Origin of the sequence: Enterobacter cloacae complex sp. CARB60, assembly GCF_036487345.1 — a bacterium.
GTDB lineage: Bacteria > Pseudomonadota > Gammaproteobacteria > Enterobacterales > Enterobacteriaceae > Enterobacter > Enterobacter asburiae_D.
This window is the reverse complement of the sequence record NZ_JAZKLC010000002.1, coordinates 1,979,308-2,002,264: the sequence shown is the minus strand read 5'-3', so window position 1 is coordinate 2,002,264 and position 22,957 is coordinate 1,979,308. Positions and strand designations below refer to the sequence as shown.

Annotated in this window: 22 protein-coding genes, 2 tRNA genes and 1 other RNA gene; 10 read left to right on the top strand and 15 right to left on the bottom strand. The window is 52.0% G+C overall.

Annotation, left to right across the window (positions count from 1 at the left end; translation table 11 throughout):
- Positions 1–93: 93 nt before the first annotated feature.
- Positions 94–390, top strand: a complete 297-nt coding sequence (locus V4835_RS10540; RefSeq protein ID WP_032656697.1) for a YciI family protein — start codon at positions 94–96, stop codon at positions 388–390.
- Positions 391–431: 41 nt separating this feature from the next.
- Here V4835_RS10540 and V4835_RS10535 read toward each other — a convergent pair whose 3' ends face one another.
- From V4835_RS10535 to V4835_RS10525, 3 genes are all read right to left on the bottom strand, one after another.
- Complete coding sequence (locus tag V4835_RS10535) at positions 432–1,385, bottom strand: bifunctional helix-turn-helix transcriptional regulator/GNAT family N-acetyltransferase (RefSeq protein ID WP_331412115.1); 954 nt, start codon at positions 1,383–1,385, stop codon at positions 432–434.
- A gap of 93 nt (positions 1,386–1,478) precedes the next feature.
- Positions 1,479–2,114, bottom strand: coding sequence for a leucine efflux protein LeuE (gene leuE / locus V4835_RS10530; RefSeq protein WP_023312092.1), 636 nt, complete (start codon positions 2,112–2,114; stop codon positions 1,479–1,481).
- 108 nt (positions 2,115–2,222) lie between these two features.
- Positions 2,223–2,396, bottom strand: a complete 174-nt coding sequence (locus tag V4835_RS10525; RefSeq protein ID WP_086379783.1) for a YciY family protein — start codon at positions 2,394–2,396, stop codon at positions 2,223–2,225.
- A 144-nt stretch (positions 2,397–2,540) separates the two neighbouring features.
- Between V4835_RS10525 and cls the strand changes: the two genes are divergently transcribed.
- Together cls and V4835_RS10515 are read left to right on the top strand one after the other, a co-directional pair.
- Complete coding sequence (gene cls / locus V4835_RS10520; protein WP_023335970.1) at positions 2,541–4,001, top strand: cardiolipin synthase; 1,461 nt, start codon at positions 2,541–2,543, stop codon at positions 3,999–4,001.
- 33 nt (positions 4,002–4,034) lie between these two features.
- A complete protein-coding gene (locus tag V4835_RS10515; protein WP_006810881.1) occupies positions 4,035–4,364 on the top strand; it encodes an HI1450 family dsDNA-mimic protein in 330 nt (109 codons plus the stop codon).
- A 31-nt stretch (positions 4,365–4,395) separates the two neighbouring features.
- On the opposite strand, the gene V4835_RS10510 is transcribed toward V4835_RS10515, so the two are convergent.
- The 7 genes from V4835_RS10510 to V4835_RS10480 form a co-directional block, all read right to left on the bottom strand.
- Positions 4,396–5,265: an ion transporter gene (locus V4835_RS10510; protein ID WP_063143903.1), complete on the bottom strand. Its 870-nt coding sequence runs from the start codon at positions 5,263–5,265 to the stop codon at positions 4,396–4,398.
- A gap of 14 nt (positions 5,266–5,279) precedes the next feature.
- Entirely contained in the window at positions 5,280–6,284 is a 1,005-nt protein-coding gene (oppF, locus tag V4835_RS10505; RefSeq protein WP_023335972.1) for a murein tripeptide/oligopeptide ABC transporter ATP-binding protein OppF, read from the bottom strand.
- Positions 6,281–7,294 carry an ABC transporter ATP-binding protein gene (locus tag V4835_RS10500; RefSeq protein WP_029741727.1) on the bottom strand — a complete coding sequence of 338 codons (1,014 nt, stop codon included), beginning with the start codon at positions 7,292–7,294 and terminating at the stop codon, positions 6,281–6,283. The genes oppF and V4835_RS10500 overlap by 4 nt, the downstream gene beginning before the upstream one ends.
- A gap of 11 nt (positions 7,295–7,305) precedes the next feature.
- A complete protein-coding gene (gene oppC / locus V4835_RS10495; RefSeq protein WP_023312096.1) occupies positions 7,306–8,214 on the bottom strand; it encodes an oligopeptide ABC transporter permease OppC in 909 nt (302 codons plus the stop codon).
- A 14-nt stretch (positions 8,215–8,228) separates the two neighbouring features.
- A complete protein-coding gene (gene oppB, locus V4835_RS10490; RefSeq protein WP_008502786.1) occupies positions 8,229–9,149 on the bottom strand; it encodes an oligopeptide ABC transporter permease OppB in 921 nt (306 codons plus the stop codon).
- An 84-nt stretch (positions 9,150–9,233) separates the two neighbouring features.
- Positions 9,234–10,865 (bottom strand): oligopeptide ABC transporter substrate-binding protein OppA, encoded by a 1,632-nt coding sequence (gene oppA, locus V4835_RS10485; RefSeq protein WP_063143901.1) that lies wholly within the window; start codon positions 10,863–10,865, stop codon positions 9,234–9,236.
- Positions 10,866–11,635: 770 nt separating this feature from the next.
- A complete protein-coding gene (locus V4835_RS10480; protein ID WP_023312098.1) occupies positions 11,636–12,283 on the bottom strand; it encodes a YchE family NAAT transporter in 648 nt (215 codons plus the stop codon).
- 478 nt (positions 12,284–12,761) lie between these two features.
- Between V4835_RS10480 and adhE the strand changes: the two genes are divergently transcribed.
- Positions 12,762–15,440: a bifunctional acetaldehyde-CoA/alcohol dehydrogenase gene (adhE, locus tag V4835_RS10475; protein WP_063143900.1), complete on the top strand. Its 2,679-nt coding sequence runs from the start codon at positions 12,762–12,764 to the stop codon at positions 15,438–15,440.
- 65 nt (positions 15,441–15,505) lie between these two features.
- Here adhE and tdk read toward each other — a convergent pair whose 3' ends face one another.
- Complete coding sequence (tdk, locus tag V4835_RS10470) at positions 15,506–16,120, bottom strand: thymidine kinase (RefSeq protein ID WP_063143899.1); 615 nt, start codon at positions 16,118–16,120, stop codon at positions 15,506–15,508.
- A 549-nt stretch (positions 16,121–16,669) separates the two neighbouring features.
- Between tdk and hns the strand changes: the two genes are divergently transcribed.
- Positions 16,670–17,083 carry a histone-like nucleoid-structuring protein H-NS gene (hns, locus tag V4835_RS10465; RefSeq protein WP_028013434.1) on the top strand — a complete coding sequence of 138 codons (414 nt, stop codon included), beginning with the start codon at positions 16,670–16,672 and terminating at the stop codon, positions 17,081–17,083.
- Between the two features lie 200 nt (positions 17,084–17,283).
- On the opposite strand, the gene galU is transcribed toward hns, so the two are convergent.
- The 3 genes from galU to rssA all read right to left on the bottom strand — a co-directional run bounded on the left by galU (position 17,284) and on the right by rssA (position 20,399).
- Complete coding sequence (gene galU / locus V4835_RS10460; protein ID WP_063143898.1) at positions 17,284–18,192, bottom strand: UTP--glucose-1-phosphate uridylyltransferase GalU; 909 nt, start codon at positions 18,190–18,192, stop codon at positions 17,284–17,286.
- A gap of 200 nt (positions 18,193–18,392) precedes the next feature.
- Positions 18,393–19,406 (bottom strand): two-component system response regulator RssB, encoded by a 1,014-nt coding sequence (rssB, locus tag V4835_RS10455; protein WP_063143897.1) that lies wholly within the window; start codon positions 19,404–19,406, stop codon positions 18,393–18,395.
- Between the two features lie 90 nt (positions 19,407–19,496).
- A complete protein-coding gene (gene rssA / locus V4835_RS10450; RefSeq protein ID WP_063143896.1) occupies positions 19,497–20,399 on the bottom strand; it encodes a patatin-like phospholipase RssA in 903 nt (300 codons plus the stop codon).
- A 114-nt stretch (positions 20,400–20,513) separates the two neighbouring features.
- Between rssA and V4835_RS10445 the strand changes: the two genes are divergently transcribed.
- From V4835_RS10445 to V4835_RS10425, 5 genes are all read left to right on the top strand, one after another.
- Positions 20,514–20,972, top strand: a complete 459-nt coding sequence (locus tag V4835_RS10445; protein WP_032642221.1) for a YchJ family protein — start codon at positions 20,514–20,516, stop codon at positions 20,970–20,972.
- Between the two features lie 46 nt (positions 20,973–21,018).
- On the top strand, positions 21,019–21,861 hold the full coding sequence (gene purU / locus V4835_RS10440) for a formyltetrahydrofolate deformylase (RefSeq protein WP_023335983.1): 843 nt from the start codon (positions 21,019–21,021) through the stop codon (positions 21,859–21,861).
- A 157-nt stretch (positions 21,862–22,018) separates the two neighbouring features.
- A tRNA-Tyr gene (locus V4835_RS10435) sits at positions 22,019–22,103 on the top strand.
- A gap of 35 nt (positions 22,104–22,138) precedes the next feature.
- Positions 22,139–22,223: transfer RNA gene (locus V4835_RS10430), tRNA-Tyr, on the top strand.
- Positions 22,224–22,268: 45 nt separating this feature from the next.
- Positions 22,269–22,399, top strand: a non-coding RNA gene (locus tag V4835_RS10425) — RtT sRNA.
- A gap of 96 nt (positions 22,400–22,495) precedes the next feature.
- Here the strand turns inward: V4835_RS10425 and V4835_RS10420 are convergent.
- A complete protein-coding gene (locus tag V4835_RS10420; RefSeq protein WP_331412114.1) occupies positions 22,496–22,939 on the bottom strand; it encodes an Lrp/AsnC family transcriptional regulator in 444 nt (147 codons plus the stop codon).
- Positions 22,940–22,957 lie beyond the last annotated feature (18 nt).

Sequence of the window (22,957 nt, the reverse complement as noted above, 5' to 3'; positions counted from 1 at the left end):
ATCAGCGTATTAACATTGTTTTTATTTTACATTGCAGTCGTTTGCCCTTTCACATAACGTAACTGACACTTTTACCGGTTAAGGAGCTTCGCCGTGTTTTACGTGATTTACTCTGAAGATGTTGCTGATTCGCTCGAAAAACGCCAGGCTGTGCGCCCTGCACATCTGGCACGTTTGCAGCTGCTCCAGGATGAGGGCCGATTACTGACCGCCGGCCCAATGCCTGCAGTAGACAGCAACGATCCGGGCGCCGCCGGTTTTGCCGGTTCCACCGTGATTGCTGAGTTTGAATCTCAGGAAACCGCTCAGGCATGGGCTGACGCAGATCCGTATGTCGCAGCAGGTGTGTATGCGAAAGTGACGGTTCGACCGTATAAGAAAGTGTTCTGATACCAAAGCGGCTCCGAAAGGAGCCTTTTTTATCGCGGCGGTTATGCGTCTCTATGCCGGGTAAACTGCTGCTCTGTAATCAGGCTTCCCCACTGGTCGCCTTCCCACTCTTTTACCAGCGTAAACCCAAACGACTCGTACAGACGCCGGGCGGCGGTCAGCTTATTGAATGTCCAGAGGTGCACGGCAGAGAAACCAACGCTGTCGCAAAAGCGCATCGCTTCGGTCAGCAGTTTTTTCCCCACCCCGTGCCCCCGGCAGCCATCGTCAAGAATAAACCAGCGAAGATGGGCTTCACCCGGCGCTAAATCCTCGCCATCTATCGCCACCGCTCCCACTATCCTGCCGTTCATCACCGCCAGCCAGATCTGGTTGCACGGCTTATCCAACCGCTCACTAAATTCTGCAACCCCTGTAGCCACTTTGGCCTCAAAAAAGCGGCCAAAATGATGCTCGCGCGCGTAATAGACCCCGTGCATCTCCGCAATACGGCCAATCATCCCGGGAATGTACCCCTGCACTACCGTGAGCTCGTCGGGGCGCGTGTCGTTGGGCGTCTCACGGCACGCCAGCAGCGCGTTGGCATAAAGGGAGAGTCCCTCAGAAATGGTCTGCTGTTGGGCAGGAGCAAGACTTTTTATTGCTGAGACCACTCGCTCATTGCTGAAGGTATTAATTTTACTGGCCGTCTCATGACCTTTCGCGGTCAGCCTGAGACTCTTCGCTCTCGCATCTTTAGGTGAAGTCACTTCCTCGAGTTCACCCGCGGCAATCAGGCGAGCCAGCATCCGGCTGACGCTGGACTTTTCCAGGCCCAGCAGCTGCACCAGCTGACTCGCCGTCATCTCTTTGCGTAGGGCTATTTCGACCAGGGTATGGACGGCCGAAGGCGAGTAATTTGTTGAGGCCAGGGTCGAGGCCATAAAACCTAACTCTCGCACCATCAGGCGCGAGGAACGTCGAATAACACTGACTACCGGGGTTTCACTGTGCATGTTCTGTCCTCATTATTTAGTTGTACTATACAACTAAATAATGAGGGGTTGTCAAACATAATAAAAAAGGCTCCCTCAGGAGCCTTTCATACATCAATGCAGCGACGCCAACCTCGCCGCAAACCCGACAAACAGCAGCCCTATCAGACCGTTCCCCAGCTTTGCCAGCTTCTTTTTGGTTTTCAGGTAACGTGTGACAAACGCGCCGGAGAAGATCAGGAAGCTCATGTACATGAAGCTTATTAACTCCAGCGTCGTCGCGAGGATCAGGAAAGAAGTGCCGGTGCTCTGTGCATTCACGTCAATGAACTGAACGAAGAACGATACGTAGAACAGAATCGCTTTGGGGTTGGTCAGGCTTAACACCAGCGAACGTTTCATGATCATACTGGCCGGTTCAGGCCCGCTCTCATGAGCGTTTTTTTGACGGTTCACCACCGACCAGAGCATTTTGCCCCCCAGCCAGAGCAGGTAGAAGGCCCCGAGATAGCGCACGATATTGAACAGTACCGGCGTAGTCTGAATTAATGCCGCGACGCCCGCCCAGGCCAGAAACATCAGCACCGCATCGCCGATAAATACGCCTGTGGCGGCGAGATACCCTTTTTTAACACCGTGGCCAATCCCGGTTTTGAGCACAAACAGGGTATTCGGTCCTGGCACCAGCACGATAAAAAACGCGCCCACAACATACGTCCAGAAATTCAGTACGCCAAACTCCGCAAACACTTCTCCCTCCTTTTGCTAAACGCAACAGGAACAACGCTGCAAATACGCTATTCCCAAAAAATCAGACGCTATAAAATCAGCGGGCACCATTACGGTGCCCTCATGGTTTCAGATATCCTGGACTGCGAACAGCAACGCATTGCGGTGCCTGGTCAATCCACATTTTCTGATGGCGTGAATACGCATATTGCGGCGGGATTGTGCTTCCAGCCAACGAGCCTTGCGACGACTCACCTGTCGCAACATGCGCCAGCGCCCTACTTCAGTTCTACTGCGCTTCATGTCTACAACTCTTTCACTAACAGAATCGCCATTATAAACCCAACCCGGCAGCAAACCAGCGCTTTTACCTGGCGTTTTTATTTACCAGATGAATCCTGATGCGTACACTCATAACAATACGCTTTCAAAAGGATTTTTTTACCTATGACAACCTTCTACACCGTGGTGAGTTGGCTGGTCATTTTGGGATACTGGCTGTTAATCGCGGGTGTGACATTACGCATCCTGATGAAGCGCAGAGCCGTACCCTCTGCCATGGCCTGGCTTCTGATAATCTACATCCTCCCGCTGGTGGGAATTATTGCCTATCTCTCTTTCGGCGAGCTTCATCTGGGTAAACGCCGCGCCGAGCGGGCCCGTGCCATGTGGCCCTCAACCGCGAAGTGGCTCCACGACCTTAAAGCCTGCAAGCATATCTTTGCCGAGGAGAACAGCAGCGTCGCCTCGTCACTGTTTAAGCTGTGCGAGCGCCGTCAGGGGATTGGCGGAGTTAAGGGCAATCAACTCCAGCTGCTGACCTCATCCGACGACGTCATGCAGGCGTTAATCCGCGATATCCAGCTGGCTCGTCATAATATCGAGATGGTTTTTTATATCTGGCAGCCCGGAGGAATGGCTGACCAGGTTGCTGAATCGCTGATGGCCGCCGCTCGACGCGGCATTCACTGCCGTCTGATGCTTGACTCCGCGGGCAGCGTGGCATTTTTCCGCAGCCCCTGGGCGGGCATGATGCGCAATGCCGGGATCGAGGTGGTTGAAGCGTTGAAGGTAAATCTCCTGCGCGTGTTTCTGCGCCGAATGGATCTCCGCCAGCATCGCAAAATGATCATGATCGATAACTATATTGCCTACACCGGCAGCATGAACATGGTTGACCCGCGCTTCTTTAAACAGGACTCGGGCGTAGGCCAATGGGTTGATTTGATGGCGCGAATGGAGGGGCCGATTGCCACCTCGATGGGCATCGTGTATTCCTGCGACTGGGAGATTGAAACCGGCAAGCGTATCCTGCCGCCGCCGCCGGACGGCAATATTATGCCGTTTGAAGAGGCCAGCGGTCACACCATTCATACCATTGCTTCCGGACCGGGCTTCCCGGAGGACTTAATTCATCAGGCGCTGCTGACGGCAACCTACTCAGCGCGTGAATATCTGATCATGACGACGCCCTACTTTGTCCCCAGCGACGACCTCCTGCACGCGATCTGTACCGCCGCGCAGCGCGGCGTCGATGTGAGCATCATTTTGCCGCGCAAAAATGACTCCCTACTGGTAGGCTGGGCCAGCCGGGCATTCTTTAGCGAACTGCTGGCCGCCGGGGTGAAAATTTACCAGTTTGAAGGCGGATTACTTCACACCAAGAGCGTTCTCGTCGACGGTGAACTGAGCCTGGTGGGAACGGTCAACCTGGATATGCGTAGCCTGTGGCTGAACTTTGAAATTACGCTGGTCATTGATGATGCCGGCTTTGGCGGCGATCTCGCCGCGGTGCAGGATGATTATATCTCCCGCTCGCGGCTGCTGGATGCCAGACTGTGGGTAAAACGTCCGCTGTGGCAGAGAATTGCCGAACGACTGTTTTACTTCTTTAGTCCGTTGCTGTAAAACGTGCCCAACGATGTTAAACAGGTAGTCATCATGGAAATGGATCTGAACAATCGCCTGACCGAAGACGAAACGCTCGAGCAGGCCTATGACATTTTTCTCGAACTGGCGGTTGATAACCTCGATCCCGCAGACGTGATCCTCTTTAATCTGCAGTTCGAAGAGCGCGGCGGCGCTGAATTGTTCGACCCTTCAGAAGACTGGGCTGAGCATGTGGATTTCGACCTTAATCCTGACTTCTTTGCCGAAGTGGTGATTGGGCTGGCCGATGAAGACGGCGGCGAAATTAACGATATCTTCGCGCGCGTCCTGCTCTGTCGTGAGAAAGACCATAAGCTGTGCCATATACTCTGGCGCGAATAATAAAAAAGGCTGCGATTGCAGCCTTTTTTATTTACTCCGGCAATTCACTGCCGCAGCGGTAACAAAACCGCGCGCTGTGTTCATGTTCGCCCTGCTGGCAATGAGGACACTTGCGCTGCTGCTTACGGCTCTGAAATGCACTGCTCATGTGCGTGGTAATCAGTCCCGTCGGGATCGCAATCACCGAATAGCCAATCAAAATCAGCACTGACGCGACAATACGACCCAGCGGCGTATGGGGCGTGATATCGCCGTAACCCACGGTAGTGACGGTTACAATCGCCCAATAGACGGACGCATTCAGCGTCGTAAAGCCATATTTGGGCCCTTCTATTAAATACATCAGCGCGCCAAAAACAATCATGACGATGGCAATAAACGAATAGAACAGAATTAGCTGATGCCGCGCGCTGACGATCGCACTCCAGAATATGCGCAGTGACGGCATAAAACGCAGTAATTTCAAAATACGCAATACCCGAATCACGCGCATCGCTCGCCAGGCAAAGACATAGCTCAGGCTGATCTCCGGCCAAAGCCACATCACGTAGAGCGGAAGGATGGTGGCTAAATCGATAAATCCCCAGAAGCTGAAAACATATCTGGCCGGGTTGGGCCAGGCTATTACCCGGAGGAGATATTCGGCGGTGAAGACCAGGGTAATCGCCAGCTCAAGCCAGACAAAGATATGCCATTCGTCAAACGTCAGGTGATATTGCGTCCCGGCACCCGATTCAATAAAGATGACAACCACGCTGAGGAGCGCAAATAAACCGCAAAGACCTTCGAAGCGTCGCCCGGATACCGTTTCAGGATCGAATAAAAAATGATATAGCCGCCGACGGGCTGACGTGAATAAACGCGACACAGTAACCTCGCAAAAAATAAGGGCTGACATCATGTCAGCCCTTGCGATTATAACGGGTCTACTTTCAGGCAGGAAACTGCATGTCGGAAACTGCCTTCGAGAACCGGTCGCGTTTTTGCACATTCCGGCCCGGCCATCGGGCAGCGCGTACGGAAGACGCAGCCCGACGGCGGATTAATCGGTGAGGGTAATTCCCCTTCCAGAAGCTGGATGGTTTTATTTTTCTCCAGATCGGGATCGGGGATCGGCACCGCGGACATCAGCGCTCTGGTGTATGGGTGCAATGGATTATGGTACACCTCGTCATAGGTGCCCAGCTCCACGGCATGACCCAGGTACATCACCAGCACGCGGTCAGAAATGTGTTTCACCACGGCCAGGTCGTGCGCAATGAAGATCAGCGACAGCCCCATTTCACGCTGCAGCTTCTGCAGCAGGTTAACCACCTGCGCCTGAATGGAGACGTCCAGCGCGGAAACCGGCTCATCGCAGATAATCAGCTTCGGTTCGAGGATCAGCGCACGGGCAATACCAATACGCTGGCACTGACCGCCGGAGAATTCATGCGGATAGCGGTTGATGAGGTTAGGCAACAGGCCGACTTTCATCATCATCGCCTTAACGCGATCGCGCACTTCCTGACGAGACATCTTCGGATGATAGGTCCGCAGCGGCTCGGCAATAATCTCGCCGATGGTCATACGCGGGTTAAGCGACGCCAGCGGATCCTGGAAAATCATCTGGATATCGCTGCGCACCGCGCGCCACTCGTCGGGTTTCATGCCCAGTAGATCTTTGCCCAGCCAGGCCACTTTTCCGTCGGTAGCTTTTACCAGACCGATAATGGCTCGCGCGAAGGTCGATTTACCGCAGCCGGACTCTCCCACCACGCCCAGGGTTTCCCCTTCGTACAGGCGCAGCGTGACGCCATCCACCGCTTTCAGGGTCTTCGGCGGTTGCCAGAACCACTGTTTGCCGTCTTTGATGTCGAAATGCACTTTAAGGTCAGCGATTTCGAGCAGCACGTTACGTTTTTCATCTAATGCGTTCATACCAGCTCCTCCTGCGGCTTAAAGCAGGCGCGCAGACGGCCTGGTGCAAACTCTTCCAGCGGCGGAGCGCTGTTGCAGATTTCCATCGCGTGCGGGCAGCGCGGCTGGAACGGGCAGCCTTTCGGCAGACGCAGCAGGTTTGGCGGGTTGCCCGGAATGGTGAGGAGGGATTCCCCTTCAGCATCCAGACGCGGCACCGCATTCAACAGACCAATCGAGTACGGGTGCGCAGGCTGATAGAAGACATCGCGCGCTTTGCCGTATTCCATGGTACGACCGGCGTACATCACCAGCACTTTGTCACAGATGCCCGCCACCACGCCCAGGTCGTGGGTGATCATGATAATCGCCGTGTTGAACTCACGCTTCAGCTCGTTCAGCAGGGTCATGATTTGCGCCTGAACGGTAACGTCCAGCGCGGTGGTAGGCTCATCGGCGATCAGCAGCTTTGGACGGCACAGCAGCGCCATCGCAATCATCACGCGCTGACGCATACCGCCAGAAAACTCGTGCGGGAACATGCGCATACGCTTGCGTGCTTCCGGCATTTTCACCGCATCCAGCATTTTGACCGACTCTTCAAAGGCTTCCGCTTTGCCCAGCCCTTTGTGCAGCATCAGGACTTCCATCAGCTGCTCGCCTACGCGCATATACGGATTCAGCGAGGTCATAGGATCCTGGAAAATCATCGAGATCTGTTCAGCACGCAGCTTGTTCAGCTCGTGTTCTGGCAGGTTGAGGATTTCACGGCCGTTGAATTTAGCAGATCCCCCAATCACGCCGTTAGAGGCCAGCAGGCCCATCAGCGCAAAGGCAGTCTGGGATTTTCCGGAACCGGACTCACCCACGATCCCCAGCGTTTCACCCGCGCGCAGGTTGAAGTTGAGATCGTTGACGGCCGTAACATCCCCGTCCGGCGTTTTAAAGGTCACGCGGAGGTCTTTCACATCCAGCAGGAGATTGTTCTGCTGTTGCACCTGTGGCGCAGTGGCCGTTTCAATAATTGTCATGACGGCGCTCCTTAACGGTCTTTCGGGTCGAGGGCATCACGCAGGCCATCGCCGATAAAGTTAAAACAAAACAGGGTGACGACCAGGAAACCCGCCGGATAAAGCAGCAGCCACGGTGAAACTTCCATCGAGTTTGCGCCATCGCTCAGCAGCGCGCCCCAGCTGCTCAGTGGCTCTTGCGTACCCAGACCCAGGAAGCTCAGGAAAGATTCAAACAGGATCATGCTTGGCACCAGCAGTGAGGCATAGACCACCACCACGCCCAGCACGTTAGGAACGATATGGCGAACCACGATATTCCCGGTAGATACACCGCCTACCTGCGCGGCTTCGATAAACTCTTTGCGTTTGAGGCTCAGCGTCTGGCCGCGAACGATACGCGCCATATCCAGCCAGGACACCATCCCGATGGCCACGAAGATCAGCAGGATATTCTGGCCGAAGAAGGTCACCAGCAGGATGACGAAGAACATGAACGGGAAGGAGTTCAGGATTTCCAGCAGACGCATCATTACCGAGTCTATTTTGCCGCCAAGATAGCCGGAAAGTGAGCCGTAAAGCGTCCCCACGATCACCGCCACCAGCGCGGCAGCAATACCGACCATCAGCGAGATACGGCCACCGATAGCGACACGCACCAGCAGGTCGCGTCCCGAGGAGTCCGTGCCGAAATAGTGGCCAGATTCCATATCCGGCGCGCTGGACATCATGCCCCAGTCGGTGTCGAAATAGGTAAATTGCGACAGCATCGGCGCCAGGGTCACAAACAGCGCGATGATCACCAGAACAACCAGACTGGCAACCGCTGCACGGTTGTGCATAAAGCGACGGCGCGCGTCCTGCCAGAGGCTACGACCTTCTACTTCCAGTTTTTCACTGAAGTTTTCCAGCGCCTCGCTGTTTTTCTTACTCAACATCATGGCGTGCTCCAGCGTTAGTAACGAATTTTCGGGTCGATGACGGCATACAGCACATCGACGATAGCGTTAAAGAGTATGGTCAGCGCACCGACGAGAATCGTCAGGCTCAGTACCAGCGAATAGTCGCGGTTGAGCGCGCCGTTAACGAACAGCTGACCAATACCAGGCAGGCCGTAGATTGTTTCGATAACCATAGAGCCGGTGATGATCCCGACGAATGCCGGCCCCATGTAGGAGAGCACGGGCAACAGCGCCGGCTTGAGCGCGTGGCGGAAGATAATCCGACGCATCGGCAGCCCTTTCGCGCGCGCGGTACGAATGAAGTTCGAGTGCAGCACTTCGATCATTGAACCACGGGTGATACGCGCGATACTGGCGATATACGCCAGAGATAATGCCACCATCGGCAAAATCATGAACTTCAATGCCCCGCCGTTCCAGCCGCCGCCAGGCAGCCACTTCAGCGTGATGGCAAATATCATCACCAGTAATGGCGCGACAACGAAGCTGGGTATTACTACCCCGGTCATTGCCACCCCCATTACGGCATAATCCCATTTGGTATTTTGTCTGAGCGCGGCGATAACGCCTGCGGTGACCCCGAAAACGATGGCCAGAATGAATGCCGCAGCACCCAACTTAGCCGAAACCGGGAAGCTGGACGCGACCAGGTCGTTAACGGAATAGTCTTTATATTTAAATGACGGTCCAAAATCGCCGTGGGCCAGCTGCTTCAGGTAATTGAAGTACTGGGTCGAGATAGGATCGTTCAAGTGGTATTTCGCTTCAATATTCGCCATGACTTCAGGCGGCAGCGTACGCTCACCGGTAAATGGACTTCCCGGCGCAAGGCGCATCATGAAGAAGGAAATCGTGATGAGAATAAATAGCGTTGGAATCGCTTCAAGACAGCGACGTAGGATAAATTTCAACATTGCCCGTACCTTCTGGCGTGTGCCTATATTATGTGACGTTGGTTAGACACCGTGGGGCGAGCACGCCCGCCCCACTCATTGCCATTAATGCTTGATAATATACAAGTTTTTAACGTAGATATTATCCATCGGGTCTTTACCGGTATATCCACCTACCCACGGTTTCACCAGACGGGCGTTAACGTAGTAGTAAACCGGTACGATCGCGGAATCTTTATCCAGCTGCTGCTCGGCTTGAGAGTACAGTTCTTTACGCTGCGCTTCGTCAGTGGTTTTCAGCGTGTCGCCAATCAGCTTGTCGAACGCCGGGCTCTTATAGTGAGCGGTGTTGTTCGAGCTGTCGCTCAGCATGGTGTTCAGGAAGGAGGTCGGTTCGTTATAGTCCGCACACCAGCCAGCACGCGCCACATCAAAGGTGCCCTGATGACGGCTGTCGAGGAAGGTTTTCCACTCCTGGTTCTCCAGCTTCACGTTCGCGCCCAGGTTCTTTTTCCAGATCGAGGCGACGGCGATAGCTAGTTTTTTGTGCAGATCGGAGGTGTTGTACAGCAGGCTGAAGGTCAGCGGCTTATCTGCGGTGTAGCCCGCTTCGGCCAGCAGTTTCTTCGCTTCGGCGTTACGCTGTTCCTGAGTCTGTTTGAACCAGTCTGGCTCAGTCAGTTTTGCGCCATCGGTGTATGGAGGGGTATAGCTGTACGCCGGCAGATCGCCCTGGTTTTTCACTTTGTTCACGATGATATCGCGATCCAGTGCCAGCTTCAGCGCAGTACGTACACGTACGTCGGTAAACGGTGCTTTCTGGTTGTTGATTTCGTAGTAGTAGGTGCACAGGTACGGATCGACGTGAACTTCTTTAGGGATCTCTTTTTTCAGTTTCTGGAACAGTTCAATCGGCATGTTGTTATAGGTCATGTCGATTTCACCGCTGCGGTAGCGGTTAACGTCAGTCACTTCGGAAGAGATTGGCAGGTAGGTCACCTGGTCAATCACGGTTTTCGCGTTATCCCAATACTGCGGGTTACGGTCAAGCACCATACGTTCGTTGACCACCCAGTCTTTCAGCTTATAGGCACCGTTGGTCACGATATTGGCAGGCTGCGTCCATTTTTCACCAAATTTTTCCACGGCAGATTTTGGAACCGGGGAAACGGACGGGTGAACCAGCAGCTTATAGAAGTACGGAACAGGTTCGCTCAACGTCACTTCGAAGGTATTGGCATCGATCGCTTTTACGCCCAGATCGGTGATCGGTTTTTTGCCCGCGATGATGTCATCAATATTGGCGATGTGGCCATATTGCAGGTAGCTCGCATACGGAGAGGCGGTCGTTGGATTCGCCAGACGCTGCCAGCTATAAACGAAATCTTCGGCTGTAACCGGTGTACCGTCGGACCATTTAGCATCTTTACGCAGATGGAAGGTCCAGACTTTGAAATCTTTGTTTTCCCATTTTTCTGCAACACCCGGCGCCGGGTGGCCGTCTACGTCTGTCACCAGCAGGCCTTCGAACAGGTCGCGGTTAACGTTAGACTCAGGAACACCTTCAATTTTGTGCGGGTCAAGAGACTGAACTTCCGCACCGTTGTTACGCACCAGCGTCTGCTTCTCCGCCAGTTGAACACCTGCAGGAACGTCCGCAGCCATTGCAGCGTTGCCCGCGATTAGCGCAGTTAAAATCCCTGCCGCTACCAGATTTTTTTTTGTGATGATGGACATTGTGTTGGTACTCCACTCATTATAATGACTGGCCTTCGCCAGCTGTGTAATCCCCTGTTGGGGCCTGTACAGCGCAGGAGTTTTTTTTGCTGCTGTCAGGTTCTTCTTTTACAGCTTGCTATCACCGACTTTTTTATTACTGACCGCTCGTATGGCCGTCTTGCGTCGATTCTTTACAGGCCTCCCCTGTTTGAGACCTGCGCTGGATATCTGAGAAGAGAACCATATGAAAATAATTCTCATCTGCTTGTTTTATGCTGCAAAATATTAGGCCGGAAAGTATCAAATGGCGTAAACGTGCGCCAATACATTTTGCAAATTTGTTAAGCAATTCTCTTTTACGGTGAGTACCGCATCGTTGAGGGCAGCCCTGCCGGACATCGAACACCGCTTAAAAATCATGGTATTCAACAAGATAGAGAAATTTTTCTCTACAAGCGCGTCGCTGCGCTATCATCGAGTGATTTTGTACAAAAATTTAACAACTGGTTATTATTTAGCACATTCATCTAGGGGAATGTTGAAATTACTAATATCATTTCGGTTATCTCTCAGCAAGCCCCAGACTATCATGTGAGTAAAATAACAGAGCGATCGCAGGTTTTCTGCGCAGGCGGGTTTTAGGGGAATTAATAACTTGTTGAAATACAAGCAATGAACATTATTAGTAGAATTTATTATGATATGTGAGCATTTCAACTTTAGTTATAGGATTTACTGATAATGACGTAAAAAAACGGAGCCGTCGCTCCGTTCTTTCATACGAAATATCAGTGCAGCAAACCGGGGAAGATGCTTTTAATACCCGTCACGATGAATTCAATCCCTAACGCCATCAACAGCAGGCCCATGATACGCGTTATGACGTTAATGCCCGTCTGTCCCAACAGGCGCACCAGCCAGGGTGCCATGCGGAATACGCCCCAACAGCAGAGCGCGAAAAGCGCAATGGCGACGGAAAAACCAATCAGGTGCATCAGGCTATGGTAACGCGTGCCCCAGACAATAGTTGAACTGATGGCACCGGGGCCAGCCATGAGCGGTAAGGCCAGCGGAACCACGCCAATACTTTCGCGGATGGCGGTTTCTGACTTCTCCTGCTTGTTCTGTTTATCCTCGCCCAGCTTACCGCTGATCATGGACATGGCGATGGTCACGACCAGGATCCCACCCGCAATGCGGAAAGAGTCGATCGAGATCCCGAAGAGCTGGAGAATGGCGTCACCCAGAAAAAGGGAGGTGAGCAATATGATAGCCACTGACAGGTTAGCGGTGAGGTTGGTCTTATTCCTGGCCGCCGCCGTCTGGTAACTCGTCATACTAATGAAGACAGGAATGATCCCCACCGGGTTGACCAGGGCAAACAAACCAATAAAAAATTTAAAATACGTTGGAAAATCAAAGAGCGTTTGGATCACGTTTTGCTCCGCTTATACACATGCCCGGGACTGACAATTTGTCATGAGAAATCGCGCTGAAGATACCCTTTTTATCCGCATACTTCACTTGAAATCTGTACCAAAACTTTATCATTTCAGGATGTTAAACATATGTATAATCAATGATAGTGCCGCTTCCAATACTTACGTAATTATTTAACACTGGAAAAATCAGCACAAAATAACCCTGCTGAAAGGTATCAGCTTGGGAGAAAATTGACACAGATCATGATTTTCGTACTCAGAAGTGAGTAATCTTGGTTACGCCCCCAGGGAGATCGCCTGACAAAAAGGGATGATGCTAAGGTAAGGCTCTTTTAGTAAATTAGTGTGCTGACGCAGAAAGTAACTCTTTGTTTTACTTTGTGTTACGCAAGTCGTATCGGCTCTGTCTATACTGTGTGACGTATCGAGCGCTGGTTTACTAAAAGAGTTTAAACATTATCAGGAGAGCATTATGGCTGTTACTAATATCGCTGAACTGAACGCACTCGTCGAGCGCGTTAAAAAAGCCCAGCGTGAATATGCCAATTTCACCCAAGAACAGGTTGATAAAATCTTCCGCGCGGCCGCACTGGCTGCTGCAGATGCTCGAATCCCTCTCGCTAAAATGGCCGTTGCCGAATCCGGCATGGGTATCGTGGAAGATAAAGTGATCAAAAACCACTTTGCTTCCGAGTATATCTACAACGCCTATAAAGATGAGAAAACCTGTGGCGTGCTGTCCGAAGACGACACCTTCGGTACCATCACCATCGCTGAACCTATCGGCATCATCTGCGGTATTGTTCCGACTACTAACCCAACGTCTACTGCTATCTTCAAATCACTGATTAGCCTGAAGACCCGTAACGCAATCATCTTCTCTCCACACCCACGTGCGAAAGACGCGACTAACAAAGCTGCGGATATTGTCCTGCAGGCGGCGATCGCTGCTGGCGCACCAAAAGATCTGATTGGCTGGATCGACCAACCTTCCGTTGAGCTCTCCAATGCCCTGATGCATCACCCGGACATTAACCTGATCCTGGCGACCGGTGGTCCTGGCATGGTTAAAGCTGCATACAGCTCCGGTAAACCAGCCATCGGCGTGGGCGCAGGTAACACCCCTGTTGTTATCGACGAAACCGCTGACATCAAACGTGCCGTTGCGTCTGTACTGATGTCTAAAACCTTCGATAACGGCGTGATCTGTGCATCTGAACAGTCTGTTGTTGTTGTCGATTCCGTGTACGACGCCGTTCGCGAACGTTTCGCCAGCCACGGCGGCTACATGCTGCAGGGCAAAGAGCTGAAAGCGGTTCAGGACATCATCCTGAAAAATGGCGCGCTGAACGCCGCTATCGTGGGTCAGCCAGCGTACAAAATTGCTGAACTCGCAGGCTTTACCGTTCCGGCTACAACCAAAATCCTGATCGGTGAAGTGAAAGTTGTCGACGAAAGCGAGCCGTTTGCACACGAAAAACTGTCTCCAACGCTTGCAATGTACCGTGCGAAAGATTTCGAAGACGCGGTAGAGAAAGCCGAGAAGCTGGTTGCCATGGGCGGTATCGGCCACACGTCTTGTCTGTACACCGACCAGGATAACCAGCCAGAACGTGTTGCTCACTTCGGTCAGATGATGAAAACTGCACGTATCCTGATTAACACCCCTGCTTCTCAGGGTGGTATCGGTGACCTGTACAACTTTAAACTCGCACCTTCCCTGACTCTGGGTTGTGGTTCCTGGGGTGGTAACTCCATCTCTGAAAACGTTGGTCCAAAACACCTGATCAACAAGAAAACCGTTGCTAAGCGAGCTGAAAACATGTTGTGGCACAAACTTCCGAAATCTATCTACTTCCGCCGTGGCTCACTGCCAATCGCGCTGGATGAAGTGATTACTGATGGCCACAAACGTGCGCTCATCGTGACTGACCGTTTCCTGTTCAACAACGGCTACGCTGACCAGATCACTTCTGTGCTGAAAGCGTCTGGCGTTGAGACTGAAGTGTTCTTTGAAGTTGAAGCTGACCCTACCCTGAGCGTTGTGCGTAAAGGTGCTGAGCTGGCTAACTCCTTCAAACCAGATGTGATTATCGCACTGGGCGGTGGTTCCCCAATGGACGCCGCGAAAATCATGTGGGTCATGTACGAGCATCCTGAAACCCACTTCGAAGAACTGGCGCTGCGCTTTATGGACATCCGTAAACGTATCTACAAGTTCCCGAAAATGGGCGTAAAAGCGAAAATGATCGCGGTAACCACCACTTCCGGTACCGGTTCAGAAGTTACGCCATTCGCGGTAGTAACAGACGATGCAACAGGTCAGAAATACCCACTGGCTGACTATGCACTGACCCCAGACATGGCTATCGTTGATGCGAACCTGGTCATGGAAATGCCGAAGTCACTGTGCGCGTTCGGTGGTCTGGATGCGGTAACTCACGCCCTGGAAGCCTACGTTTCTGTACTGGCGTCTGAGTTCTCTGACGGTCAGGCTCTGCAGGCTCTGAAATTGCTGAAAGAAAACCTGCCAGCGTCCTACAACGAAGGGTCTAAAAACCCGGTAGCACGTGAACGCGTTCACAGTGCAGCAACCATCGCCGGTATCGCGTTTGCGAACGCCTTCCTGGGTGTTTGCCACTCTATGGCGCACAAGCTTGGTTCTCAGTTCCACATTCCTCACGGTCTGGCGAACGCCCTGTTGATCAGCAACGTTATCCGTTATAACGCTAACGACAACCCAACCAAGCAGACTGCTTTCAGCCAGTACGACCGTCCGCAAGCACGTCGTCGTTATGCTGAAATCGCAGACCACCTTGGTCTGAGCGCACCGGGCGACCGTACTGCTGCGAAGATTGAGAAACTGCTGGCATGGCTGGAAAGCCTGAAAGCTGAACTGGGTATTCCAAAATCTATCCGTGAAGCGGGCGTACAGGAAGCTGACTTCCTCGCTCACGTAGACAAGCTGTCTGAAGATGCATTCGATGATCAGTGTACTGGTGCTAACCCGCGCTACCCACTGATCTCCGAACTGAAACAGATTCTTCTGGATACCTTCTACGGTCGTGAGTTCAAAGAAAATGACGTTGCTGCTGTGAAAACAGAAGTTCCTGTCATCAAAGCTGACAAGAAAGCGAAGAAAAGCGCTTAACTGACAGCAAACGAAAAACCCGCCTTTATGGCGGGTTTTTTTATGTCTGAATAACAAGGCTAACGTTATATTCTGTCGTCGTGTTGAATCGCGCTTAGCGAGCCTACAGACAGCGCTTCTTTATAATGCTTACGACATACCGATACATAACGCTCATTGCCGCCTATCACCACCTGCTCACCATCTGCATAAGGTTTTCCGGCCTGGTCGAGACGAAGCACCATACTGGCTTTGCGACCGCAGAAGCAGATCGTTTTTAGCTCAACGAGTTTATCCGACCAGGCAAGCAAATACTGACTCCCGGCAAAGAGCTCACCGCGGAAATCCGTGCGCAGCCCGTAACAAAGCACCGGGATATCGAGCTCATCAACCACCTCGGAAAGGGCGTGAACCTGTTCACGCGTCAGAAACTGGCTCTCATCTACCAGGACACAGTGAATGGGCCGATCAGCATGTTCTGCGCGAATGTCTTCAAACAGATCGGTTTTCGGGTTAAACAGCCTGGCAGGCGACGAGAGCCCTATTCTGGAACTCACCTTCCCTGCGCCAAAGCGATCGTCAATTTCAGCCGTATAAACAACGCTACGCATCCCGCGTTCCTGGTAATTGTATGAGGATTGCAGCAACGCGGTGGATTTACCGGCATTCATCGCCGAATAGTAGAAATAAAGTTGTGCCATTGGCCGTAAAACCCTAATCAATGTGTAATATTCCCGATGAGTCATTGTACCATATTTTGTCAGGTCATCAGCGATACAGCGCACAGAGGACGCGGTCCAGCGCGGAGTTCAGAACCTTCTGTTTTCGAAAATAATCCGTTAAAACATGAAGTAAACGCATTCAGCAAGGCCAATATGTTATAAGTTCAGCCAAACATAACACTTCTTTTTATAGTGGAATCACCGTTCATTAAAATTCACTATTTATTAACTATTTCAGTCTTAACATCACGGCTGGGAACTAATACAAAAGGCTGATATTTATCCGTCGCAACTATAATTCCTGCGGTAAATGTCACAAAAAAAAGATGCAATCGACCGGGTTAAGCAGGTTTACGTGATAACAAGCGAGACTGTCGGGTGATGAAATTTAAGTTAGCGTAATTAATAATAGCGGCATTATTTAGTATTTTTTGAATTCCTTACATTCCTGGCTATTGCACATCTGAATTTATGGCTCTATTATTAGGACAACAAACCACCCCCCATTATAAGTTTGAGATTACTACAATGAGCGAAGCACTTAAAATTCTGAACAACATCCGTACTCTTCGTGCGCAGGCAAGAGAATGCACCCTCGAAACGCTTGAAGAAATGCTGGAAAAATTAGAAGTTGTAGTTAATGAACGTCGCGAAGAAGAAAGCGCTGCTGCTGCTGAAATCGAAGAGCGTACTCGTAAACTGCAGCAATATCGTGAAATGCTGATTGCTGATGGTATCGATCCAAATGAATTGCTGAACAGCATCGCTGCAGCTAAAACCGGTACCAAAGCCAAGCGTGCTGCTCGTCCTGCTAAATATAGCTACGTTGACGAGAACGGCGAAACTAAAACCTGGACTGGCCAGGGTCGTACTCCTGCTGTTATCAAGAAAGCCATGGATGAGCAAGGTAAACAGCTGGATGATTTCCTGATCAAGGATTAATCACGCCACATTCAGAAAAATCCCGCATAACGCGGGATTTTTTTTAACCAAAATTTGTCGCAAACATCCCCTTACACTCTGTCATAAAGCGTTATTTAGCTATTTCACAACGCTTACAACCATGCTCGTTGCGGGGTGTTTTGGGCATAAAAAAACCGGTGGGCAGCGCCTCACCGGTTTCGAACATTTGCAGCCGTGGCTTATTTCTTAATACCTGCGTTCTCTTTGAGCCAGGTTTTAAATTCTTCACCAAGGGTATTGTGGCGAATACCATATTCAACAAACGCCTGCATATAACCGAGCTTATTACCGCAGTCGTGGCTCTTACCTTTCATATGGTAAGCCTCAACGGTCTCTTTCTCGATCAGCATATCGATGGCATCCGTCAGCTGGATCTCATCACCTGCTCCTGGAGGCGTTTTCGCCAGCAGTGGCCAGATTTCAGCGCTCAGGACATAGCGACCTACAACGGCCAGGTTAGAAGGCGCTACGTCAGCTTTAGGCTTCTCTACCACGCCAACCATTGGCACGCTTTCGCCCGGCTCAAGGTTAACGCCTTTGCAGTCAACCACACCGTATGCCGTCACGTCTTCAACAGGCTCAACCATGATCTGGCTGCTGCCGGTTTCGTCAAAACGTTTGATCATCTCAGCCAGGTTATCCTGAGAAAGATCGGATTCGTATTCGTCCAGAATAACGTCTGGCAGAATTACCGCTACAGGCTCATCACCCACAACAGGATGTGCACACATAACAGCGTGGCCCAGACCTTTAGCCAGGCCCTGACGAACCTGCATAATGGTGACGTGTGGAGGGCAAATAGACTGAACTTCTTCTAACAGCTGACGCTTAACACGTTTTTCCAGCATGGCTTCAAGTTCAAAGCTTGTATCGAAATGGTTTTCGATAGAGTTCTTTGATGAATGCGTAACCAGCACAATTTCAGTGATGCCGGCAGCGATACATTCATTAACGACATACTGAATTAATGGCTTATCAACCAGAGGCAGCATCTCTTTAGGAATCGCCTTAGTTGCTGGTAACATCCTGGTCCCCAATCCCGCTACCGGGATGACGGCCTTTCTGACTTTCGAATTTAGGGCAGCCATTCAAATTCTCCTGAGCTGTTCAAGTTTTGAACTTTTATGCAATAAATAACGCGTTGAGTATATCAGCCTCGCCCCGCAGTCCGGGTCTGAAAAGAACGCGTTGCCGATCAATTAGGATAAATACGCATGAAACTGGGCAGCGATAGTAGCACTCCCCGTAAAACACAGGTAAAGCAATCTTAAAATTAAGATCCGATTGCTTATTCTGTGGACAACATTAGGCGTAGCCGTCCCCCGGCACCCCAAATTTGGCACTGCCAGGAGGAACAGCGGTGGCTAATTTGATTAAGATACGCCGTTCCCAATGTCCCAAGCGGCACACCGTTACTCACCTGAATATGGTGTTCACCGGTATTCAGTGAAGCGTTGAGACCTGCTGAAACCAGAATCAGATTCTTTAAACCGCTGTGGTAATAGCCGACCAGCAGCGGGAACTGCCCGGGCAAATTGGCCTGCCGAAAAAGCTGGTTAACCTGTTTGAGTAAACTGCCCAGCTCCGGCAGCCGTTGCCCCTGATGCGATAACTGTTCCTGCAGCAAACCATTAAATAGCGCGCGAAGAAGTAACGCGGCTAATACGCCATTATCCCCCGCCCTGGTGACATCCAGAGAATAAAATGCAAGGTCGGAATCAGATAGCGGTGCGATATCCAGCACCAGTCCTGGCTGATCGGCCGCCACCAGCTGGCGATAATTTACGCGACAGTGTGAAATAGTCTGCTGTACGGGCGGCTGGAGTTCTTGCAACAGTTTCGCTGCGGCAGGTGGATTACTCACCAGAGCATCCCAGTCCTGGAAAAGACGCTCCTCTTCCTCTACCCGGGAATTAAACATATTCGGATATAGGCACGCTAAAACCGTTTCTCGCAGCCGGTTAAGATCCTTGACCGGTTTAAGCAGAATATCCTGCACCCCAAGACGTAATGCTTTGGCGATATCCGCCATATTCTCTGTGGCAGAGATCACCAGAATCGGCGTCTGATTGCCTTCGTTGCGCAGATGTTCAACCAGCTTCAGCCCATTCATGCGCGGCATCGCAATGTCGCAAATCATCAAATCGGGCGTAATGCTGATCATTTTTTCCAGAGCGTCGATGCCATCTTCAGCCAGTGAAGTGATTGCTCCCAGCGAGGATAACCACGAATCCAGTAGCGATCGGAAAACGGGCTCGTCTTCAACAATCAAAATGTGTTTTCCGGCCAATGGCTGCGTCATGGTTCCTCCCCTGGCTGACAGTAACTAAATAGTGGCATGCGATCGGCACTATCGCCTGTCAGATTTTGCTGAAGTAATCAAAAAAGGTGCTTAACGTGCTGCTCGCACAAAAGGCAACAATTCGTCCATTTTCTTTTCGACGGCTAACGAGCCCGCTGCGATGGCGGCCTCAGCCCGATGGAAATCAAGGGTAGATATTTGCGGACAGTAAGGCTGAATAAGAATATCTGGCGGGTCGCCTGCCATACGATTGCGCTTAAGGCGATTCTCCAGTACCTGGATTGACGTGGTCATGATTTCTATTGCCGTCGGCGCGGCAACCGAGCGACGTGCGGCCATACGCCCGATTCTTCCTCGCAGGCGTTCATGCCAGGCCAGTTTTTCGCCCTCGGCATCTTCGCTCTGGAGATTGACCGGCATGAGGTCCTGTTGCATCAGGTGGGCGTCGTGCTGCAGGTCGACGGCAATCACGATATCCGCCCCCATAGCACGGGTCAGAGAGATGGGGACCGGGTTCACGACGCCACCGTCGACAAGCCAGTAGCCGTTGTGTGGGACAGGTGCCATGAGCCCCGGCATACTGCAGGAGGCACGCACCGCAAGGTGAATATCCCCTTCGGTTAGCCAGAGTTCGCGTCCTGTGCTGAGGTTCGTCGCGACGGCGCCGAAAGGCATCTGACAATCCGTGAAGTCTTCGAGAGGCATAACCTGGCGGAACTGGTTAAAGACGCGCTCTCCGCGCAGCAGCCCGCCACGCTGCCACGAGAGGTCCATCAGACGCAGCACGTCCCAGTAGCTGAAGGCGCGCACCCAGGTCTCGAGTTCCGGAAGCTTCCCGCACGCGTAAGCGGAGCCGACAAGCGATCCGATTGAACACCCTGCGACGATATCAACGTCAATGCCCATCTTGTTTAAGGCATTAATTACGCCGATGTGTGACCATCCCCGGGCGGCACCTGAACCCAGCGCCAGCCCAATTTTAACCTTTCTCATTAGTCCTGTTTTACTTCCCCTGGATTCCTGACATAGCGTCAACGCAACGCCTCAGTTAACATAGTGCTACCCGAAGCGTTTTACGCCTTTATATTTTGTTCCAGGAAGAGAATCGTGTCTCAACTCTGCCCCTGTGGTAGCGCTCTGGAGTATAGCCTATGTTGCCAGCGATATCTGTCTGGCGATCAGGTTGCACCAGACCCGTCACACCTTATGCGTTCACGTTACACTGCTTTTGTGATCAAAGACGCAGACTATCTGATTAAAACCTGGCATCCCTCCTGCCGCGCTGCCGAATTCAGACAGGACATCGAAGCCGGGTTTACGAACACGCAGTGGCTCGGCCTCACCGTCTATGAATCCTCAACAGGCAGTCATGTTGATGAAGGTTACGTCAGCTTTGTTGCCCGCTTTACCGAGAATAATAAACCTGGTGCCATTATCGAGCGTTCCCGGTTCTTAAAGGAAAGCGGGCAGTGGTATTATATTGACGGAACGCGCCCGCAGTTTGGTCGTAACGATCCCTGCCCTTGTGGTTCAGGTAAAAAATTTAAAAAGTGTTGCGGGCAGTAACGCCTGACAACCCAGATTTCGCAAATACAAACAGGATTTCCCGGCGATGCAATCATTACAACGTAAAGTTCTGCGCACCATCTGTCCCGATCAAAAAGGGCTGATCGCACGAATTACCAACATTTGCTACAAACATGAACTGAATATCGTGCAGAACAACGAGTTCGTTGACCACCGTACCGGCCGCTTCTTTATGCGTACCGAGCTGGAAGGTATTTTCAACGACACCACCCTGCTTGCCGATCTGGACAGCGCGCTGCCGGAAGGTTCCGTGCGCGAGTTAACCCCAGCAGGCCGACGCCGCGTTGTGATTCTGGTGACCAAAGAAGCACACTGCCTTGGCGACCTGCTGATGAAAGCCAACTACGGCGGTCTGGACGTTGAAATTGCTGCCGTTATTGGCAACCATGAGACGCTGCGCACGCTGGTCGAGCGTTTTGATATTCCGTTCGAGCTGGTGAGCCACGAAGGCCATACCCGTGAAGAACACGACGATCTGATGGCACAGGCCATTGAAGCGCATAATCCGGACTACGTAGTGCTGGCGAAATACATGCGCGTGTTGACGCCCTCCTTCGTGGCGCGTTTCCCGAACAAGATCATCAACATTCACCACTCGTTCCTGCCGGCCTTTATCGGTGCTCGCCCATATCATCAGGCGTACGAGCGCGGCGTGAAGATCATCGGTGCGACCGCGCACTACGTGAACGACAACCTCGACGAAGGCCCAATCATCATGCAGGACGTGATTCATGTGGACCACACCTACACCGCCGAGGACATGATGCGCGCCGGACGTGACGTCGAGAAGAACGTGCTTAGCCGTGCGCTGTATCAGGTGCTGGCGCAGCGGGTCTTCGTGTACGGCAACAGAACCATCATTCTTTAATCTTTCGGAAAATGAATTGATTAGCTTTGCGCCTTTACGGATAAAAAGCAGGCAAACAACTTCATTTCCCTAAAGGAATGCTTTACAGGGGCGTCTCATTTGATATGATGCGCCCCGCTTCCAGCAGGAAGCAGGCCAGTTAAAAGCATTACCCCGTGGTGGGGTTCCCGAGCGGCCAAAGGGAGCAGACTGTAAATCTGCCGTCATCGACTTCGAAGGTTCGAATCCTTCCCCCACCACCATCTCTCAGCACGACCTCAAAATTTGAATTACCCCTGGTGGGGTTCCCGAGCGGCCAAAGGGAGCAGACTGTAAATCTGCCGTCATCGACTTCGAAGGTTCGAATCCTTCCCCCACCACCATCACTTCCAAATAACTCCAAACCTTCTGTTCGCACCAGGCATCAGGCATTTCCGTCACGGGGAAGGATGAGAAGCTTCGACTAAGGTTCGATTCGAGCGTAGCGAGAAAGCGTTGCCGCAGGCAACGACCCGAAGGGCGAGGCGCAACGCGCCGAGTAATCCTTCCCCCACCACCATCACTTCCCGAATAATCCAAAAAAATCATTATAAAACTGAACCGAATCCGTCGTTGTAGGCCGGGTAAGGCGCAGCCGCCACCCGGCGACAGAAACCTACATCGGTGGCAACCGTCTCTTCACCGGCGAACTTTTCACAATCGACGTATTACACTGGGCATGATCTGCCAGGCCGTCCAGCAACGCATCCAGTTGCTCTATCGACCGCACCACCAGCCTAATCACAAAGCAATCTTCCCCGGTGACCTTGTCGCTCTCAATACACTCCGGCATCGCCTGAATGTACTTATCCACCTTATGCAACAGCCCCGGCAAAGGCCGCACGCGCACCAGCGCCTGCAGCGTATACCCCAGCGCCGCCAGATTCACCCGTGCGCCATACCCCTGAACCACACCGCGCTCTTCCAGCCTTTTCAGGCGTTCTGCCGTGCTGGGTGAAGTCAGACCGATGCGTCCGCTGAGCACCTTCAAAGACATGCGCGCATCCTCGACCAGGCAGGCTAAAATTTGTCGATCGATATCATCGAGAAGGTATTCCATCGCTTTTACCTAATTTTA

Coding starts and splice junctions, on each gene's coding strand:
- oppC (WP_023312096.1), bottom strand. CDS start 8,214: ATGATGTTGAGTAAGAAAAACAGCGAGGCGCTGGAAAACTTCAGTGAA.
- galU (WP_063143898.1), bottom strand. CDS start 18,192: ATGGCTGCCCTAAATTCGAAAGTCAGAAAGGCCGTCATCCCGGTAGCG.
- oppA (WP_063143901.1), bottom strand. CDS start 10,865: ATGTCCATCATCACAAAAAAAAATCTGGTAGCGGCAGGGATTTTAACT.
- V4835_RS10515 (WP_006810881.1), top strand. CDS start 4,035: ATGGAAATGGATCTGAACAATCGCCTGACCGAAGACGAAACGCTCGAG.
- rssB (WP_063143897.1), bottom strand. CDS start 19,406: ATGACGCAGCCATTGGCCGGAAAACACATTTTGATTGTTGAAGACGAG.
- oppB (WP_008502786.1), bottom strand. CDS start 9,149: ATGTTGAAATTTATCCTACGTCGCTGTCTTGAAGCGATTCCAACGCTA.
- adhE (WP_063143900.1), top strand. CDS start 12,762: ATGGCTGTTACTAATATCGCTGAACTGAACGCACTCGTCGAGCGCGTT.
- cls (WP_023335970.1), top strand. CDS start 2,541: ATGACAACCTTCTACACCGTGGTGAGTTGGCTGGTCATTTTGGGATAC.
- rssA (WP_063143896.1), bottom strand. CDS start 20,399: ATGAGAAAGGTTAAAATTGGGCTGGCGCTGGGTTCAGGTGCCGCCCGG.
- V4835_RS10420 (WP_331412114.1), bottom strand. CDS start 22,939: ATGGAATACCTTCTCGATGATATCGATCGACAAATTTTAGCCTGCCTG.
- V4835_RS10535 (WP_331412115.1), bottom strand. CDS start 1,385: ATGCACAGTGAAACCCCGGTAGTCAGTGTTATTCGACGTTCCTCGCGC.
- tdk (WP_063143899.1), bottom strand. CDS start 16,120: ATGGCACAACTTTATTTCTACTATTCGGCGATGAATGCCGGTAAATCC.
- V4835_RS10525 (WP_086379783.1), bottom strand. CDS start 2,396: ATGAAGCGCAGTAGAACTGAAGTAGGGCGCTGGCGCATGTTGCGACAG.
- V4835_RS10510 (WP_063143903.1), bottom strand. CDS start 5,265: ATGATGTCAGCCCTTATTTTTTGCGAGGTTACTGTGTCGCGTTTATTC.
- purU (WP_023335983.1), top strand. CDS start 21,019: ATGCAATCATTACAACGTAAAGTTCTGCGCACCATCTGTCCCGATCAA.
- oppF (WP_023335972.1), bottom strand. CDS start 6,284: ATGAACGCATTAGATGAAAAACGTAACGTGCTGCTCGAAATCGCTGAC.
- hns (WP_028013434.1), top strand. CDS start 16,670: ATGAGCGAAGCACTTAAAATTCTGAACAACATCCGTACTCTTCGTGCG.
- V4835_RS10500 (WP_029741727.1), bottom strand. CDS start 7,294: ATGACAATTATTGAAACGGCCACTGCGCCACAGGTGCAACAGCAGAAC.